We start from the raw sequence: 15,710 nt of genomic DNA, 5'->3' as shown, positions 1-15,710 counted from the left end.
AGCGAAACGCCGGTTACCCGGCGGATCGGCCTGATCCCCCGTCCGGGCGATCCGCGCCTCCCCTCGGGGCCCTCGGGCTCGACGGGCCGGGGCGGGGTCAGCCGAGGAGGCCGGCGTCCCGGGCGGCACGCAGCGACGGGCGGATGCGGTGGGTGGGGCCGACCTGTCCCGCGACGGCGTCGATGGTCTTCAGCCCCTCGCCCGTGTTGAAGACGACCGTCTCGGCGGTCGGGTCGAGCTTTCCGGACTCGACCAGCTTCCGCAGCACCGCCACGGTCACGCCGCCGGCGGTCTCCGCGAAGACGCCGGTGGTCCTGGCCAGCAGGCGGATGCCGGCGCGGATCTCGTCGTCGTCGACGTACTCCATCCAGCCGCCGGTGCGCCGGACAGCCTCCAGCGCGTAGAGGCCCGCCGCCGGGTCGCCGATGTTCAGTGACTTCGCGATGCCGGTCGGCTTCACCGGGACGATCTCGTCGGTGCCGTCGTGCAGCGCGGTGGCGATCGGGTTGCAGCCGGCCGACTGCGCGCCGAAGACCTTCCAGCCGCCGGCCGGCGCCTCGACCAGACCGATCTCGACCAGCTCGCTGAACGCCTTGTCAATCTTGGTGAGCAGCTCACCCGACGCCATCGGGATCACCACCTGGGCGGGGATCCGCCAGCCGAGCTGCTCGGCGACCTCGTAGCCGAGCGTCTTCGAGCCCTCGGCGTAGTACGGGCGGACGTTCACGTTGACGAACGCCGTATCCTCGAACTCGTCGGTCTCCACCAGTTCGCCGCAGAGCCGGTTCACGTCGTCGTACGAGCCGTCGATGGCGACCAGGTCACCGCCGTAGACAGCCGTGGTAACCACCTTGCCCTGCTCGAGGTCGCTGGGGATGAAGACCACCGACGGCACCCCCGCCCGGGCGGCGTGCGCGGCGACGGAGTTGGCGAGGTTGCCGGTCGAGGCGCAGGCGTACCGGGTGAAACCGAGTGCCCGGGCGGCGGTGAGCGCCACCGAGACGACCCGGTCCTTGAACGAGTGGGTCGGGTTGGCGCTGTCGTCCTTCACCCAGAGCGGGGCGGTGATGCCCAGCTCGGCGGCGAGGTGCGGGGCGGCGACGAGCGGGGTGAGACCCGGGTCCAGGGTGACGCGGGTGGCCGGGTCCTGGCCGGCGGGGAGGAGAGCGGCGTACCGCCAGAGGTTGCGCGGCCCGGCCTCGATCTGCTCGCGGGTCACCCGGGCCAGCGCGGCGGTGTCGTAGTCGACCTCCAGCGGCCCGAAGCACTCGTAGCAGGCGTGCTGGGCGGCGAGCGGGTAGCGGGCCTGACAGGCGCGACAGACGAGGGCGCGGGCGGGGCTGGCCGTGGTGTCGATGCCGGACGGGGCGATCGTCGACGTCATGTCGAGGAGTCCTCTCATCTTTCCCCGCATCGCACGGCGCGGCGGGGACGGAATTGGCACCTGCCCCGCCGTCGCTCGACGGTGAGCGCGCGGAGTGGTTGCCGGGGCGTCATCGGGCCGTATCCCTCAGCCCCTCTGGATGAGGTCTTCAGTTGTGCCGTCGAGTCTAAGCGCCCGGCGGGGACCGTCTCTCCCGGGTTCCCACGGTGTGAGCCGTCAGCGGGACACCACCGCCACCGGGTCCACGACCGCGATCGGGTCGGCGACGGCGAGCGGCTGCGGCTCCGACCCGCGCACGAACGCCCGCCCGCGGCTCACCAGGTTCGCGGCCACGAGGGCGGCGATGGTCAGCGCGGCGCCGGCCAGCTCGTACGCGCCCGGCCGGTAGCCGCGGGCGATCTGCACCGCGAACGTGGTCACCGGGACGAGGTTCATGAACAGCGCGGCGTTCGCCGAGCCGAGCCGCTTCACGCCGGTGTTCCACGCCAGCACCGCGATCACCGCGCCGACGACCACGGCGTACGCCAGCTGCGGCGCGACGGCCACGAGGTCGGCGGCGGCCGGCAGGTGCTGCACCCCGGCGAGGTCGGTGCCGATGCTGACGGCCAGCATGACCACCGTTCCGGCGAGCGCGGTCAGGGTGCTGAAGCGCAGGGGCGACCATCCGGTGAACCGGGATGCCCCGTGCGTGTAGATCGCCCAGCCGAGCACCGCGCCGACCATCATGAGCCCGCCGACGCCGAACTTGCCGAGCCCCGCGAGGCTGCCACGGGTGATCACCAGGCCGACGCCGAGGAGCGCCACCAGGGAGAGGGACAGCAGGGCCGGCCGCGGGCGTACGCCGTCGCGCGCCCACCGGACCAGCTGGGTGACCAGCGGGGTGGTGGCCACGAACAGGGCTGTCTGCTGCGGCGTGGCGTGTGCGAGGGCCAGGTTGGTGAGCAGGTTGAATCCGGCGAAGCCGACCACACCGAGCACCGCGACCTCGACGCCCCGGCCGGCCAGGCGCAGGCCGGCGGCCCCCTCGCGGAGCAGCAGCAGGGCGACCAGGATCACGACGGCCAGCAGGTACCGGGCGGTGGTCAGGTTGAGCGGGTCGACCCGGGTCAGCGCGCTGGCCAGGACCGGGAACATGACTCCCCAGCTCAGCACCGCGAGCAGCGGGAAAGCGGCGGCACGGGAACGCATGCGACGATCTCCAATGTTCGGTAACCATCGAACAACAGTCCCGACCCTAGGAGGATGTTCGACGATTGTCGAACAAGGGTTACACTGGTCACATGGAGCTGCACGAACCCGAGCTGCGCGAGGTGCCCGTCACCACGGTGCTGGGCGCCCTGGCCGACGACGTGCGGATGCAGATCGTGCGGGCGCTGGCCGAGGGCGGCGAGCAGGCCTGCGGCACCCTCGAGATCGGCGTCTCCAAGGCCACGCGCAGCCACCACCTGAAGGTGCTGCGCGAGGCGGGCCTGACCCGCACCCGCGTCGCGGGCACCAGCCGCTACGTCCGGCTGCGCCGGGACGAGCTGGACCGCCTCTACCCCGGCCTGCTCGACGCCGTGCTCACCCGCGGCGCCGCCCCGGCCGAGCGCGCCTGAACCTCTCGATCCCGCGCAGCGGAGCTCACAGGGCCGTCAGGTGACGGACCCCCGCCGGCAGGCCCAGCGCGAAGCGAGCCCGGCGCCCACGCTCCCGGCCCGTTCCCGCACCCGGACCTCCGGCGCGTGTCGGACCTGCCATGGCCCGGGGAGGTGCCCGGAGCGGGCGGAAGGTGCAGGGGTGTTCGCACGCTGTCGAGCTGCCCCAGATCTGGGGCAAGGACCGGCACCGAGCCCGCAGGGCCAGGAGCCCGCAGGCTGTCGAGCCGCCCCAGATCTGGGGCAAGGACCGGCACCGAGCCCGCAGGGCCAGGAGCCCGCAGGCTGTCGAGCTGCCCCAGGTCTGGGACGAGCACCGGCACGGCGCCCGCCGGGGCAGGAGCCGGGCCGGAGGTCCCGGGAGGCTCGAGCCGAGTGCTGACCTCGGCCCCGCGCGGCGCTGCGCCCCCGAAATGCACGCAACATCATGGAAACAGTGGCTTCGCGACCCCCCGAGGCGACAACATCCCTGAAGTTGCGTGGATCTTGGTTAGGTCTCACGCGAGTTCTGCACTGGAGCGGGTACCGCGGACGGGAGCAGGACGGCCGGGGGAGCGGGGACGGCGGACGGGAGCGGGGACGGTTCCGGTGCGGTGGGAGGATGCGGCGGTGACACCGCGACCCGTACGCCTCCGACTTCTCCTCGCCGGCCTGCCGCTCGTCGCGGCCCTCCCCCTCGCCGCCTGCACGCCCGACGCGGCGGCGCCCGCACCGGCCCCCGCGCCGTCGGGCACACCCACGGCCACCCCGGCCGGCCCCGCGACCTGCCCGGACTCGGGAGTGCTCATCCGGTCGACCGGGTCCGACGCCGCCATGGGGTTGCGGGCGCTCGGTGTCGAGCTGATCAACTGCGGCACCGTCACCTACGAGCTGAACGGCTACCCGGTGCTCGCCGTGCAGGACGAGCAGCACCAGCCGATCCCGCTCACCGTCGTGCACGGAGCGAAGGACATCACCTCGGGCTTCGACGCGCCGCCCCGGCCGGTCACGCTCCAGCCCGGCGAGCGCGCGACTGCCACCGTCCTGTGGCGCAACACGTTCACCGACGCGACCGGGTCACCGGCCAACGGCGCCTACCTGGACGTCGCACCGGCCGCCGGCCGGCCCGCCCAGGCCGTCGACCCGGATGGGCCGATCGACCTCGGCAACACCGGCCGGATCGGCGTCAGCGCCTGGAAGAAGGCGGAAACGGTCACCCCGGCCCAGCCGCCGGCGCCGTCCCAGCCGAGCGGAGCGCCGTCGATCGCGGTCACCCCGGACAGCCGGCTCTGACGGAGAGCCAACCGCGCCACCCCGGCCGAGCGAACGCCCGTCCGCCGCCACCCCGGACAGCCCGCTCTCAAGGGGAGCCGACCGCGGAGACACCCGGACGGCCGCCTACGAGGTCACGTCCTTGCGGGTGAAGCGCCAGTACGCCAGCGCCCAGAACAGCGTCGCGTAGCCGATCGCGGAGATGGTGCCGCGGACCACGTCGTCGGTCTGCACCGGCGTGGAGAGCAGGCCCAGCCACGCGGTGCTGAAATGGGTGGGCAGGAAGGCGCGCAGCGCCCCGAGCGCCGTGATCTGGTCCAGGATGCTGGAGAGGATCCAGAGCAGCACCGCGCCGCCGACCGCGCCGAGCGCCGCGTCCGTGCTCACCGAGAGCAGGAACGCCAGGCCGGCCACCACCAGCAGGACGACCGCGAGGTAGCCGAGCACGGCCAGCAGGCGGAGCAGCCCCTCACCCGGCGAGAGTTCCGCGGCGACCGTGCTGCGCAGGGGCGCCCAGCCGTACCGGAGCGTGCCGGCGAGCAGGGCGGTGCCGGCGAGCAGCAGCAGCGCCGCCGCCGAGTAGGCGGACGCGACGAGCAGCTTCACCGTGAGCAGGCGGGCCCGGGGCACCGGCACGGCCAGCAGGTAGCGCAGGCTGCCCCAGCTCGCCTCGCTGGCGACCGTGTCGCCGAAGAAGAGCGCCACCACGACGACCAGCAGGAACGACGCCGAGACGAAGATCGTGAAGAGGGCGAAGTTCAGCCCTCCGGTCGTGGCGAACGAGATCAGGCTCGCGAACTCGCCGCGCCCGTTGTCGTCGTCCCCCGAGTCGAACTGGAACGCGATCAGGATGATCAACGGCAGCAGCACCATGAAGCCGAGCGCCAGCTGCGTACGCCGGCGCGCCGCCTGCCGGCGGAACTCGGCGGCCAAGGGCAGCGTGGCCGAGGGCCGGTAGCCCGGGGCGGCGCCCACCGTGGACGTGCTCATCAGCGGTCCCCACTTCCCCGCGAGTTCTCGCCCACCAGGGCGAGGAACGCGTCCTCCAGGCGGCGTCGGGGCACCACCCGGTCCACTCCGATGCCGGCCCGGACCAGCTCGGCCACGACCTCGCTGCGCGCCGTGCCGTTGGTGTCCACCACGAGCTGGCCGTCGGACTCCGGCAGCACCCGGACCCCGTGCAGGCCGTCCAGCACCGCCCGCGCCGCGGCCGGGTCGCTCACCTCGAACAGCACGCTCGGCGACTCGCCGACGATCTCCTCCACCGGCCCGGACGCCACGATCCGTCCCTTGTTGACCACCACGGCGTGCGTGCAGGTCTGCTCCACCTCGGCGAGCAGGTGGCTGGAGACCAGCACCGCCCGCCCGTCGGTGGCGTAGCGCTGGAGTACCCGGCGCATCTCGGCGATCTGCGGCGGGTCGAGCCCGTCGGTCGGCTCGTCGAGCACCAACAGCTCCGGCAGACCGAGCATGGCCTGCGCGATGGCCAGGCGCTGCTTCATACCGTGGCTGTACGTCTTGATCTTCCGATGCACGGAGGCACCCAGCCCGGCGATCTCCAGCGCCTCGTCGAAGTGGGCGTCGGCCTCCGGCCGGCCGGTCGCCCGCCAGTACGCCCGCAGGTTCTCCAGGCCGGAGAGGTGCGGCAGGAAGCCCGGCCCCTCGACGAGCGCGCCGATGCGGGAGAGCACCGGCGAGCCGGGCACCAGCCGGTGCCCGAACACGTAGATCTCCCCGGCGGTGGGCTGCGTGAGCCCCATCAGCACCCGCAACGTCGTGGTCTTGCCGGCGCCGTTCGGCCCGAGCAGCCCGACCACCTGACCGGGGTGCACCTCGAAGTCCACGTTCGAGACCGCCACGAAGCCGTCCGCGTACTCCTTGCGGAGCTGGCGCACGGCGAGCGGGACGTCCGCGTACCCCGGATGCACCGAGCTGTCGTGCCGGCGGTGCCGGCGGCGGACCACGGCGACGACCACCACGAGCCCGACCGCGATGCCGGCCAGCAGCCCGACCAGGACCCACCGCCAGACGGTCGCCGCCGTCGGGATCGGTTCGCCCGGCACCTCGGGCAGGGTGAGCGGCGCATCGCCCGCGGCGACCGTGTAGACGGTCGGTTCGGCGGGCGTGGCGTACGCCTGGTCCGAGGTGGCCACCACCACGCGGAGCCGGTGGCCGGCCTCGAACCGGCGCACGATCGCCGGGAGGGTGACGGTGACCGGGCGCGCGTCGGCGATCCGCTGCGGCAGCCCGGTGAGCCGCACCGGGGCGATGAGGCCGTTCGGCAGGGTGGCGGAGCCGTTCGGGTCCACGTCGTAGAGCTTCACGAAGAGCACCGCCTCGCCCGTGGGCGACGCGGCGCGCACCGACACCGTCGGCGCGCCGACGGTGTCCACGGCCTCGGCCAGCGGGGCCGACTCGAAGCGGGCGTGCTGGCCCGGCACATCCCCGGCGACGCCGTCGAGCAGGGCGGAGAGCCCACCGGCGAACGGCACCGACGAGATCGCGGCCGGGTTGCCGTTCGGCGGGTTGGCGATCCGCTGCTCCGGCCCGCTGACCGGGACCGCGGTGCGGCGCTCGCCGCCCGTGCCCGGATAGTCGGCGGTGCGGTAACCGGTGGCGACCAGCCCCCGGTCCAGCGCGTCGAACCCGGCGATCCGGGACCAGGTGAAGTCGTCGCTCGGCGCCTCGCCCTCGCCCTTCACGTAGTGGTCGAGCCACTGCGCCGTCAGGAATCGCACCCGGTCCGAGTCGGTCTGTGGCCCCTCGCCGCCGTCGTGCCCACCGGTGAACCAGGCGACCCGTACCGGCGTCCCGTTGGCCGCGATGCCCCGGGCGTTCGCGTCCGCCTCGCTGAGCGGGAAGAGGCTGTCGGCCTCGCCCTGCACGAGCAGGGTCGGCGCGGTGATCCGGTCCAGCACGCCCGCCGGGCTGGACCGGCGCAGCAGGTCGACGGCCGCCTGGTCGGCCCGACCGGTGGTCGCGATCCGCAGGTACGCGGCGCAGACGTCGGCGGCGAACCGGCCGCAGGAGGGGTCGGCCGCCGCACCCGGCGCACCGCCCGGGCCGGTGCCCGGACCCGCCCCCGGACCGGGGCTGGGCGGCCCGGCCGACGCCGGTGCTCCCTGCGGCTGCGCGGCAGTGGTGCCGGAGAGCCCGGCGGGCCCCGATCCGACGCTTCCGCCGCCGCCGAAGAAGAGGCCGGCCCACCCCTTCTTGAACACGCCCGCCGTGACCGGCCCACCCGTGCTCTCCGGCAGGAAGCTCCGCGCCAGGTCGTTCCAGGTGATCATCGGGACGATGGCGTCCACCCGCCGGTCCTGGCCGGCGAGGAGCAGGGCCAGCCCCCCGCCGTACGAGCCGCCGACGACACCGACCCTCGGGTCACCGGCCGCGTCGGTGCGAACCTCCGGGCGGTCGGCCAGCCAGTCCAGCAGCCGCTGCGCGTCCCGCACCTCGTAGTCGGGGTGGTCCAGGTGGATCTCGCCGCCGCTGCGACCGAAGCCGCGGGCCGTCCACGTCAGCACGGCGTACCCGCGCCCGGCGAACTCCTCGGCGTCGGCGCGTACCGACTCCTTGGTGCCGCCGAATCCGTGCGCGAGCAGCACGGCGGGCACCTTGTGCCCGGCCGACGCCGTCTCCGGCAGGTAGAGGGTGGTGTCCAGATCCACGGGCTGCTGCCCGTCCGGCCCGGAGCGGACGGTCAGCACGGCGACCTCGGCGCGCACCCCGGGGTCGCGCGGCCGGACCGCCCAGACGACCACGGTGGCCAGCAGCACGACGACCACCGCCGCGACGACCGCCCGTCGGCCGGTGGGGAGGGCACGCCGGATCCGACGGATCGACAACGGCGATGTCATGCGGCACACGGTACGGGCCGGTTCCTGAGCATTGGCTGAGATCCGCCGTACACCGTCGCCGCTCCCGGTCACGGCCGCGGCGGTCGCCGGCACCGCTCGCCACGGCGGGCTAGGGTCGGGCGGTGGCGCAACCCGACCTGACGCTGATCGCGAGCCTGCGACCGGCGGCGCTGGACGCCCGGCGCGGCGTCGTACGACTGCACCCGGAGGTGCTGGCCGCGCTGGGCCTCCAGCCGGGTGACCCGGTCCGCCTCGTGGGGAGGCGGGCGACGGCGGGGATCGTCGCGGCGGCCGAGCCGGGCGCGAGCACCGCCCTGCTCCACGCCGACGACCTGACCCTCGGCAACCTGGGAGTCCGCGACGGCGGCCGGGTGACGGTGAGCCCTCTCCCGCTGGCCGCCGCGACCCGCGTCACCCTGGCCGGGCCGGCGGAGATCGTGGCCGCCGTGAGCCCGGAGATGCTCCGGTTGGCACTGCTCGGCAAGGTGGTGACGGCGGGCGACGACGTGTCGCTGCTGCCCCAGGACGTGCTGCCCGACGCCTCGGTCCGCAGCCTGGTCGTGGCGGCTCGGCGCAGCCTGGCCAACACCGTCGGCTACGCCTGGACGAGCACCCTGCTCACCGTGGTCACGGTGGAACCGGCCGACGGCGCGCTGGTCACCATGGACACCCTCGTCGGCTGGGAGCACGGCCCGGCCACCCACGGCTCCACCGGTCGGGCCGAGGGAACCGAAACGGCCGGGGGCCCCGGATGGACCGGCGCGCCGGGCGACGGCCGCACGGTCGCCCCGGGGATCGGCACCGGGCGGGGCGGATTCGCGGGCGGCGCGCGGCCGACCGGCGGGCGGTCCACCAACGGCGCGGGCGGCACCGGCGGGCAGGCCGGGGAGCTCCGGGCGGCGGTGCCCGAGGACGCCCCCGCCGTCGACGAACTGCCCGGGCTGCGGGCCCAGGCCGAGGAGCTGACCGAACTGCTCGACCTCGGCTTCCACCACCGGGAGGTGCTGGGCCGCCTGGGCACCACCGTCTCGCTGGGCGTGCTGGTCAGCGGACCCGCCGGCTCGGGCAAGTCCGCCCTGGTCCGCGCGGTCGCCGCCCGGGTCGGCGCGCCGGTCTGCGCGCTCTGGGCGCCGGAGGTGGCGGCGCTGACCAACCAGGCCGCCGCGGAGCGGCTCCGCGCCGCCGGAGCCGCCGTCCGCGCGGACGGGCCGGGCGTGCTGCTGGTCACCGACGTCGAGGCGCTCGCGCCGGCCGACGAGCCCGGGCCGGTGGGCACCGTGTTCCGCCAGGTGCTCGCCGAGACGCTCCGGGCCGGGGCGGCGGTGGTCTGCACCACCGGCCGGCCGGAGGCGGTCGACCCGGCGCTGCGCGCCCCGGACCTGCTCTCCCTGCGGATCGGCGTCCCGCTGCCGGACGCGGTGCTGCGCCGGGACCAGCTCACCGTGTTCACCCGGCAGGTGCCCCTCGCCGAGGACGTCCGGCTCGACGAGATCGCCGGCCGGACACCGGGATTCGTGGCGGCCGACCTGGCCGCGCTGGTCCGTGAGGCCGGCGTGCGGGCGGCGTTGCGGCAGAAGTCCGTACAGACCCCGACGGTGGCGATGGCGGACTTCGTCGGGGCGCTGGAGGTGGTCCGGCCGACCACGATGGCCGCGTCGACCCTCGAACTGGCCACGGTGACCCTCGACGACGTGGGCGACCTGGTCGAGGTGAAGCAGACCCTCACCGAGTCGGTGCTGTGGCCGCTGACCTACCCGGACACCTTCGCCCGGCTCGGGGTGCAGCCACCCCGCGGTGTGCTGCTCTACGGCCCGCCCGGCTGCGGCAAGACCTACCTGGTGACCGCGCTGGCCGGCTCGGGCCGGGCCAACGTCCTGTCGGTGAAGGGCGCCGAGTTGCTGTCCAAGTGGGTCGGTGAGAGCGAGCGGGCCGTCCGTGAGCTGTTCCGCCGAGCCCGTGAGGCCGCGCCCACGCTGGTCTTCCTCGACGAGGTGGACGCGCTGGCCCCGGTCCGTGGCCAGGCCAGCGACGGCGGTACGACGGACCGCGTGGTCGCGGCCCTCCTCACCGAGCTCGACGGGGTGGAGGCGCTGCGCAACGTGGTGGTGGTCGGTGCCACCAACCGGCCCGACCTGGTGGACCCCGCGCTGCTGCGGCCGGGCCGGATGGAGCGGCTGGTCTACGTTCCGCCGCCCGACGGGCCGGCCCGCGCGGAGATCCTGCGGGCCGCCGCCCGTAACGTGCCGCTGGCCCCGGACGTGGACCTCGGCGGGCTCGCCGAGGAGTTGGACGGGTTCTCGGCGGCGGACTGCGCGGCGCTGGTCCGGGAGGCGGCGCTGGCCGCGATGCGGGAGTCGCTGGAGGCATCGGTCGTCACCGCGACGCACGTCGCCGCAGCCCGACGACGGGTCCGCCCGTCACTGGACCCCGCCCAGGTCGCCTGGCTCGCCGCGTACGCGGCCGAGCGCGGCTGAGCCGCCGACGTCCGCTCGACCGGAGCCGGTCAGTCGGTGGGCAGGAGCGGGCCGAGCGGCCCCAGGTCGAGGTTGAGGTCCTCCGGGGCCAGGCCGAAGTACTCCCGCAGCCCCGCCATCTGCTCCTCCAGCGCCATCAGCGTCACGCCGATCCGCTCGACCTGCTCGTCGCTGAGGTCGCCCAGCTCCACCCGGCGCAGCGCCTGCCGCTCCATGAGCTGCCGCAGCAGCTCGATCACGGTGAGCACCAGGCTGGCCAGTCCCCGCTCGACGGAGTCGCGGTCCACGGCGAGCCGCCGCTCCAGCGGCGTCACCCGCGGTGACTGCCACTGCGGCGCGTCCAGGGCGGCGGCCAGCTCCGCGGCCTCGTCCCGCTCGCTCATCCGCCCCCTCCGTCGAAGGACGGCAAGGCTCCCGGCTCCGCCAGGGCTCCCGGCTCGGGCAGGGCTCCCGGGTCGGGCAGGGCTCCCGGGTCGGGCGGGGCGAGCGCGCCGACCGAGGCGATGAGGGCGCGCAGCGAGATCCGCACCAGGTCCACGTCGGCGATGGCGATGGTGATGTCCCCGGTGACGACCACACCGGTCGCCAGCACCCGGTCGAGCAGGTCGACGAGGGCGACGGGCCGGTAGGCGAGCGGATCGTCGGCGCTGTTCGGGGCGAGCGAGGTGGTCACCATCGCCACCGCCGGCAGGTCCGCCCCGGGTGACCGGCCCTCAGCACGCCGGCTCCCGGGCCGGTTCCGCCGTCCGCTCCGCCACGAAGGAGTACGCCGGCCACGGCCCGGTCAGCTCCAACCGCAGCTCCGGATGCCGGGCGCCGAGCGTCTCCACCAGCCGCACGAAAGCGGCCAGCGCCTCGACGTCCACGAGGTAGGCGCCGTTGAGGGCCATGGCGGTGGGCGCGCCGGAGAGCCGCCGGTCCTGCGGGGCGTGCCGGCGCGAGGCCACCGCCTGCCCGGCGAGCGCCTCGTGCACCGCGGCGGCGGCGAGAGCGGCAGCCCGCTGCCCGTCCTCCCGGGCGTGCAGCTCGGCCCGGCGCCGCCGCAGGTACGCCGCACCGGCCCCGCCGGTGCCCGGGCCGGCCGTCTCCTCGGCGCGGGGCACGGCGCCCGGCACGACGTACCCCTTCACGCCCCACTCGGCGCGGCCGGTCAGCCGGTCGAGCAGGGCCACCAGGTCGCCGCGCCGCTCCGCCAGTGAGGCGGCCACCCGGTCGTCGTCGTGGTGCACGGTGGCCAGTCGCGCGGGTACCACGGCACCGGCCCGGGCGAGCGCCTCGACCACCCGGTGATGTGCGCGGGCCGCCCGTTCCAGCCACGCCAGGTCCTCCAGGTTGCGGCGCAACGCCTCCTCGCCGTACTCGGCCAGCGGCACGCTGCTCACCACGGCGACCAGGCCGGCCGCACGGACCGGCCGGACCGGTTCCCCGGTCATCCCGGCCAGCGTGGTGAACAGCCCCGCGTCCGTCTCCCGGACCACGCCGTGCAGCCACCGGCCGTCTCCCCCGACGCCGGTGGACGCGTCAACCGTCGAACTCATCCCACTCCTCCTGCCCGACGTCCCGCCGCCGTGCCCGGGCCGCGACCCGCGGCCGGCGTTCGGCCTCCACCTCCTCCGGGTCGCGGGGGCCCGCCTCGACCGGGGGTCTCGCCCGGGAACTCAGCCAGGGGTCGTGCTCCCACCAGTCGATGCCGATCTGCCGCGCCGTGTCGACGGAGGCGATGACCAGCCGGAGCTTCAGCGTCAGCAGCTCGATGTCGAGCAGGCTCACCCGGATGTCACCGGCGATCACGATGCCCCGGTCAAGCACCCGCTCCAGGATGTCGCCGAGGTTGGCCGGCTCGTGCCCGGCGGGCAGGACCTGGCCGGAGTTCTGGACCACCGACGGTTGACTGGTCATCTCAGCCCACCTCGCCCTTCCCCCGCTGGTAACGCCGCACCCGCCGGTAGCCCAGCAGGGCGCCGTCGATGTCGAGTTCCACCTCGTACAGGCCGAGCAGGTCGGTCGAGGCGGGAATCCGCCGGTCCTCGACGACCTCCACGCCGACCAGCCAGCCGTCCCGCACCGCCTTCAACGACGTGGTCCCGACCGGCTCCCGACCGGTCAGCTCGATGATCTGCCGCAGCCCCTCCCGGGCCGCCTCGGCGGCGGACAGCGGCTCGACGTACTCCTCGTCGCCCTCCCACTCGTCCTCGGGCTCGGGCTCACGCCGCCGGGCCCGGCCGCCGTCGCCGCGGATCCGTTGCTCCATCACGTACACCTCCCTCGCGGCGTCGTCGTTCCGTCTCCACCCGCGAGGCCCGCTCGGCGGCCGGGCGGCGGTCAGCGCCGCGCGGCTCGTCGCCCGGCGGGCGCGCCCCGCTGCGACGCACGACGGGTGCGCCGCGCCGGCCGGGGCCGTTCCGCCGGGCCGTCGCGGGCTCGGCCCGTGACGCCTCGGGCTGCCGCCGGTCCGTCGCGCGCGGGGCCTGGCCGCCGGCGGGAGGCGCGGTGCTCCCGCCGGTCAGCCGTGCCAGGACCTGCTGCTGGCGGCGGTCGCGTTCCTGCGGGGACAGCTCGCCCGCGGCGGCCGCCGCGTCCAGCTCCTCCAGCTCCCGCCGGATGTTGGCCGGGTTGCGCTGCTGCGACTCCGCCTCCCGGGCGATCACCTTGACCACCGCCGTCAGCCCGCGCACCGGGGCGTACGGCAGGGTCAGCAGCGTCCAGAGGATGTCCACGACTCAGCCCACCAGCTGGTGCGCGCTGACGAAGTCGTACGGCGCCAGCGGCCCGAGCAGGCGCATCCGGAGGAGGCCGCGCCGCTGCTCGGCGAACTCCTCGACAGCGTCCACGAACTCGTCCTCCCGGTCGACGTCGACCAGGAACGCGAGGTTCACCGCGTCCAACTCGTGGCTCGGTCGTCGCGCCGCGCTCGACACGACCAGCCGGCCGAGGTCGTCGAGCAGGGCGCGGTTCTCGGCCTCGCGCCGCAGCTCCACGGCCTGGCTGATGATCTCGCCGAGGCGGATCCGCTGCTGCCGGGTCGCCTCCTCCGGCTGCCCACGCACCTGGTCGGCGAGGTCGGCGGCCGCCGGGTTGTCGTCCAGCACGGCGCGGACCAGCTCCGACTCCTCGTAGCGGCCGTGCACGACGTACTGCACCTGCCCCTCCAGCTCGTCCAGGGCCTCGGCGAACCGGTCGCCGTGCGCGTCGAGCAGGTCGGTGACCGCGTCCGGCCCGGTGACCACGGTGCCGAAACGGACCGGCAGCACCGGCGCCACCGCCGCCGTCCCGTCCAGCAGCGTCTGGTAGGCCGTGAGGTCCGCCGGCCGGCCCAGCGCCGTCTCCAACGGCACCTCGCTGACCAGGGCGGCCACCGGACCGTGCCGCACCACGGTCACCTCGCCCGGCGGGTCACCGACGCCCGCGGCGTCGGCGGTCGGCTCCACGTCGGACGGCACGATCCCGTAGATGAACAAGCCCGTCTCCTCCGCCATCAGCGCTCCTCGTCGCGATCGCGCCGCCGGGGCCGGGGCCGTTCACGGTCGCGCTCCCGGTCCGGGCCGAGCTCACCGACGGCGTCGCGGACCGCACCGCCGATCGCGCCGACGGTCTTGCCCAGACTCGACGCCGCCTTTCCGGTACGCACCGCGCCGGTGGCCCCCTCGACCAGGTCGGGCAGCCCCTTCTGGTTGCGCGGGGTGATGTCGAGCCGGTCCACGGCCTGCGCGAACCGCAGGTAGGTCTCGACGCTCGCCACCACGACCCGAGCGTTGATCTCCAGCAGCTGGATGCCGACGACCGCCACCGACACCTGGGCGTCGATCACCACGCCCTTGTCGAGGACGGTCTCCACGACGTCGGCGAGGCCGGAGGACGATCCGCTCCGCTCCAGCGCGCCGCCCGACTGGCCGTCCATGGTTGCCACAGTCATTCGTCAGACACCTCCCGACGACGGCGGACCACGGGACGGCGCGGGGCCTGCGGTGTGCGGCGGGGGCGCGGCTCCTCGTCGGGCTCCGGCTCCTCCCGGGGGCGCGCCCGGCGGGCACGCTCCGGGGCGCGCCGACGCACCGGGCGGGGCGCCTCGGGCTCCTCCGGCTCCTCGTCCTCGTAGTCGTACTCGTCCTCGTACTCGTCGTACTCCTCGTCGGCCGGGCGTCGCCGCGCCGGCCGACGGCGCGCGCGGGCGGCCGGACGGGCCCGGCGCGGCTCCTCCTCGCCCTCGGCGACCAGCTCGTCGGCGGGCCGCTCCTCGGGCTGCTGCTCCTCCGGCTGCCCCGCCCGCTCCTCGCGCACGGCGGTCTCGTGGTCCCTGACCACCTGGGAGTCCCGGATCTCACCGCGCCAGCCCTGCACCGACTCCGGGTCGAGGACGGTGTGGGTCATGACGTGGCGGACGAAGTGCTTCAGCTCCAGCCGCACCCGCCGGCCCTGGGCCCGCCACAGGTTGCCGGTGTGCTCGAAGAGGCCCTGCGGGTGGTACTCGAGGACGACCAGGATCCGGGTCAGGTCGGGCGTGATCTCGTGGAAGCTGACCGTGCCGTCGACCGAGCCCTTCTCGCCCTTCGACCGCCAGTGGATGAGCCTGTCGGGGATCTGCCGGACGATCGTCGACTCCCACGTCCGGTGCGACCAGAAGACCTGCGCCTTCCAGGTCAGCTTCTCGTCGGACTCGGTGTCGACGCTCTCGACCTTCTTCATGAAGCTCGGGAAGTCGCCGAACTGGGTCCACTGGTCGTACGCGACGCGCACCGGCACGCCGACCTCGATCGTCTCGACGATGTTCGTCACCTTGAGCTTCCGGCCACCGCCGCCCGCACGCTCACGGCCCAGGCCGAGCGCCGACATCACCTTCTCCTTACCGCCGGCCATCCCGGCGTGCAGCATCGCCTTCATGGGGGAGTCGCCGGCGGCCATCCGCTGCGCGCCGGTGGCCGCCGCGATCAGTCCCGGGCCGCCGCCCTGCTTGGCGTACTCGCCGAGCCGGCTCGTCGCGGCGGTGAGCTTCTCGGTCACCACCGAGGCGGCCCGCTCGCCGAGCGCGTCCGCCAAGTTCCGCACCTCGTCGAGGAGCTGGCCCCGTAGCCGTTCCGTCAGGTCGTGCGGGCTCGTGTGGGGCGCCACG

At 74.9% G+C, this 15,710-nt stretch carries 15 protein-coding genes, 2 pseudogenes and 1 riboswitch; of the genes and pseudogenes, 4 read left to right on the top strand and 13 right to left on the bottom strand.

Annotated elements, in window-relative coordinates:
* Positions 1 to 97: 97 nt before the first annotated feature.
* Both thrC and SM573_RS07980 read right to left on the bottom strand, forming a co-directional pair.
* Positions 98 to 1,384 carry a threonine synthase gene (gene thrC, locus SM573_RS07985; protein ID WP_474611265.1) on the bottom strand — a complete coding sequence of 429 codons (1,287 nt, stop codon included), beginning with the start codon at positions 1,382 to 1,384 and terminating at the stop codon, positions 98 to 100.
* A gap of 11 nt (positions 1,385 to 1,395) precedes the next feature.
* A riboswitch (SAM riboswitch) is annotated at positions 1,396 to 1,530 on the bottom strand.
* 70 nt (positions 1,531 to 1,600) lie between these two features.
* Positions 1,601 to 2,572, bottom strand: coding sequence for a DMT family transporter (locus SM573_RS07980; RefSeq protein ID WP_474615830.1), 972 nt, complete (start codon positions 2,570 to 2,572; stop codon positions 1,601 to 1,603).
* A 92-nt stretch (positions 2,573 to 2,664) separates the two neighbouring features.
* On the opposite strand from SM573_RS07980, the gene SM573_RS07975 reads away from it, so the two are divergent.
* The gene (locus tag SM573_RS07975) at positions 2,665 to 2,982 is read left to right on the top strand and encodes an ArsR/SmtB family transcription factor (protein WP_474611267.1); all 318 of its coding nucleotides are present in this window, start codon (positions 2,665 to 2,667) and stop codon (positions 2,980 to 2,982) included.
* A 648-nt stretch (positions 2,983 to 3,630) separates the two neighbouring features.
* Positions 3,631 to 4,293: a DUF4232 domain-containing protein gene (locus SM573_RS07970; protein WP_474611268.1), complete on the top strand. Its 663-nt coding sequence runs from the start codon at positions 3,631 to 3,633 to the stop codon at positions 4,291 to 4,293.
* 105 nt (positions 4,294 to 4,398) lie between these two features.
* Here SM573_RS07970 and SM573_RS07965 read toward each other — a convergent pair whose 3' ends face one another.
* Positions 4,399 to 5,262, bottom strand: coding sequence for an ABC transporter permease (locus tag SM573_RS07965; protein WP_474611269.1), 864 nt, complete (start codon positions 5,260 to 5,262; stop codon positions 4,399 to 4,401).
* Positions 5,262 to 8,129 carry an alpha/beta fold hydrolase gene (locus tag SM573_RS07960; RefSeq protein WP_474615829.1) on the bottom strand — a complete coding sequence of 956 codons (2,868 nt, stop codon included), beginning with the start codon at positions 8,127 to 8,129 and terminating at the stop codon, positions 5,262 to 5,264. The genes SM573_RS07965 and SM573_RS07960 overlap by 1 nt, the downstream gene beginning before the upstream one ends.
* A 122-nt stretch (positions 8,130 to 8,251) precedes the next feature.
* Between SM573_RS07960 and SM573_RS07955 the strand changes: the two are divergent.
* Positions 8,252 to 8,843 (top strand): annotated as a pseudogene (locus tag SM573_RS07955) (AAA family ATPase); the annotation flags it as partial.
* Positions 8,844 to 9,043: 200 nt separating this feature from the next.
* Positions 9,044 to 10,603 (top strand): annotated as a pseudogene (locus SM573_RS07950) (AAA family ATPase); the annotation flags it as partial.
* A gap of 29 nt (positions 10,604 to 10,632) precedes the next feature.
* On the opposite strand, the gene SM573_RS07945 reads toward SM573_RS07950, so the two are convergent.
* The 9 genes from SM573_RS07945 to SM573_RS07905 are packed head-to-tail and all read right to left on the bottom strand — an operon-like array spanning position 10,633 to position 15,709.
* Positions 10,633 to 10,986, bottom strand: a complete 354-nt coding sequence (locus SM573_RS07945) for a gas vesicle protein K (RefSeq protein WP_474611271.1) — start codon at positions 10,984 to 10,986, stop codon at positions 10,633 to 10,635.
* Positions 10,983 to 11,276: a gas vesicle protein gene (locus SM573_RS07940; protein ID WP_474615828.1), complete on the bottom strand. Its 294-nt coding sequence runs from the start codon at positions 11,274 to 11,276 to the stop codon at positions 10,983 to 10,985. The genes SM573_RS07945 and SM573_RS07940 overlap by 4 nt, the downstream gene beginning before the upstream one ends.
* A 40-nt stretch (positions 11,277 to 11,316) precedes the next feature.
* Positions 11,317 to 12,141, bottom strand: coding sequence for a GvpL/GvpF family gas vesicle protein (locus SM573_RS07935; RefSeq protein WP_474611272.1), 825 nt, complete (start codon positions 12,139 to 12,141; stop codon positions 11,317 to 11,319).
* Positions 12,125 to 12,502 (bottom strand): gas vesicle protein, encoded by a 378-nt coding sequence (locus SM573_RS07930; protein ID WP_474611273.1) that lies wholly within the window; start codon positions 12,500 to 12,502, stop codon positions 12,125 to 12,127. Before SM573_RS07930 ends, SM573_RS07935 begins: the two co-directional genes overlap by 17 nt.
* A 1-nt stretch (position 12,503) precedes the next feature.
* Positions 12,504 to 12,854 (bottom strand): gas vesicle protein GvpO, encoded by a 351-nt coding sequence (locus SM573_RS07925; protein WP_474611274.1) that lies wholly within the window; start codon positions 12,852 to 12,854, stop codon positions 12,504 to 12,506.
* Positions 12,808 to 13,320 carry a gas vesicle protein GvpG gene (locus SM573_RS07920; protein WP_474615827.1) on the bottom strand — a complete coding sequence of 171 codons (513 nt, stop codon included), beginning with the start codon at positions 13,318 to 13,320 and terminating at the stop codon, positions 12,808 to 12,810. The genes SM573_RS07925 and SM573_RS07920 overlap by 47 nt, the downstream gene beginning before the upstream one ends.
* Before the next feature lie 3 nt (positions 13,321 to 13,323).
* Positions 13,324 to 14,079: a GvpL/GvpF family gas vesicle protein gene (locus SM573_RS07915; RefSeq protein WP_474615826.1), complete on the bottom strand. Its 756-nt coding sequence runs from the start codon at positions 14,077 to 14,079 to the stop codon at positions 13,324 to 13,326.
* Positions 14,079 to 14,516 carry a gas vesicle protein GvpJ gene (gene gvpJ / locus SM573_RS07910; protein ID WP_474611277.1) on the bottom strand — a complete coding sequence of 146 codons (438 nt, stop codon included), beginning with the start codon at positions 14,514 to 14,516 and terminating at the stop codon, positions 14,079 to 14,081. The genes SM573_RS07915 and gvpJ overlap by 1 nt, the downstream gene beginning before the upstream one ends.
* Positions 14,513 to 15,709 carry an SRPBCC family protein gene (locus tag SM573_RS07905; RefSeq protein ID WP_474615825.1) on the bottom strand — a complete coding sequence of 399 codons (1,197 nt, stop codon included), beginning with the start codon at positions 15,707 to 15,709 and terminating at the stop codon, positions 14,513 to 14,515. The genes gvpJ and SM573_RS07905 overlap by 4 nt, the downstream gene beginning before the upstream one ends.
* Between the last annotated feature and the right edge of the window lies 1 nt (position 15,710).

The organism is Micromonospora xinjiangensis (genome assembly GCF_056150165.1).
This window is presented reverse-complemented; position numbering and strand designations above follow the sequence as displayed.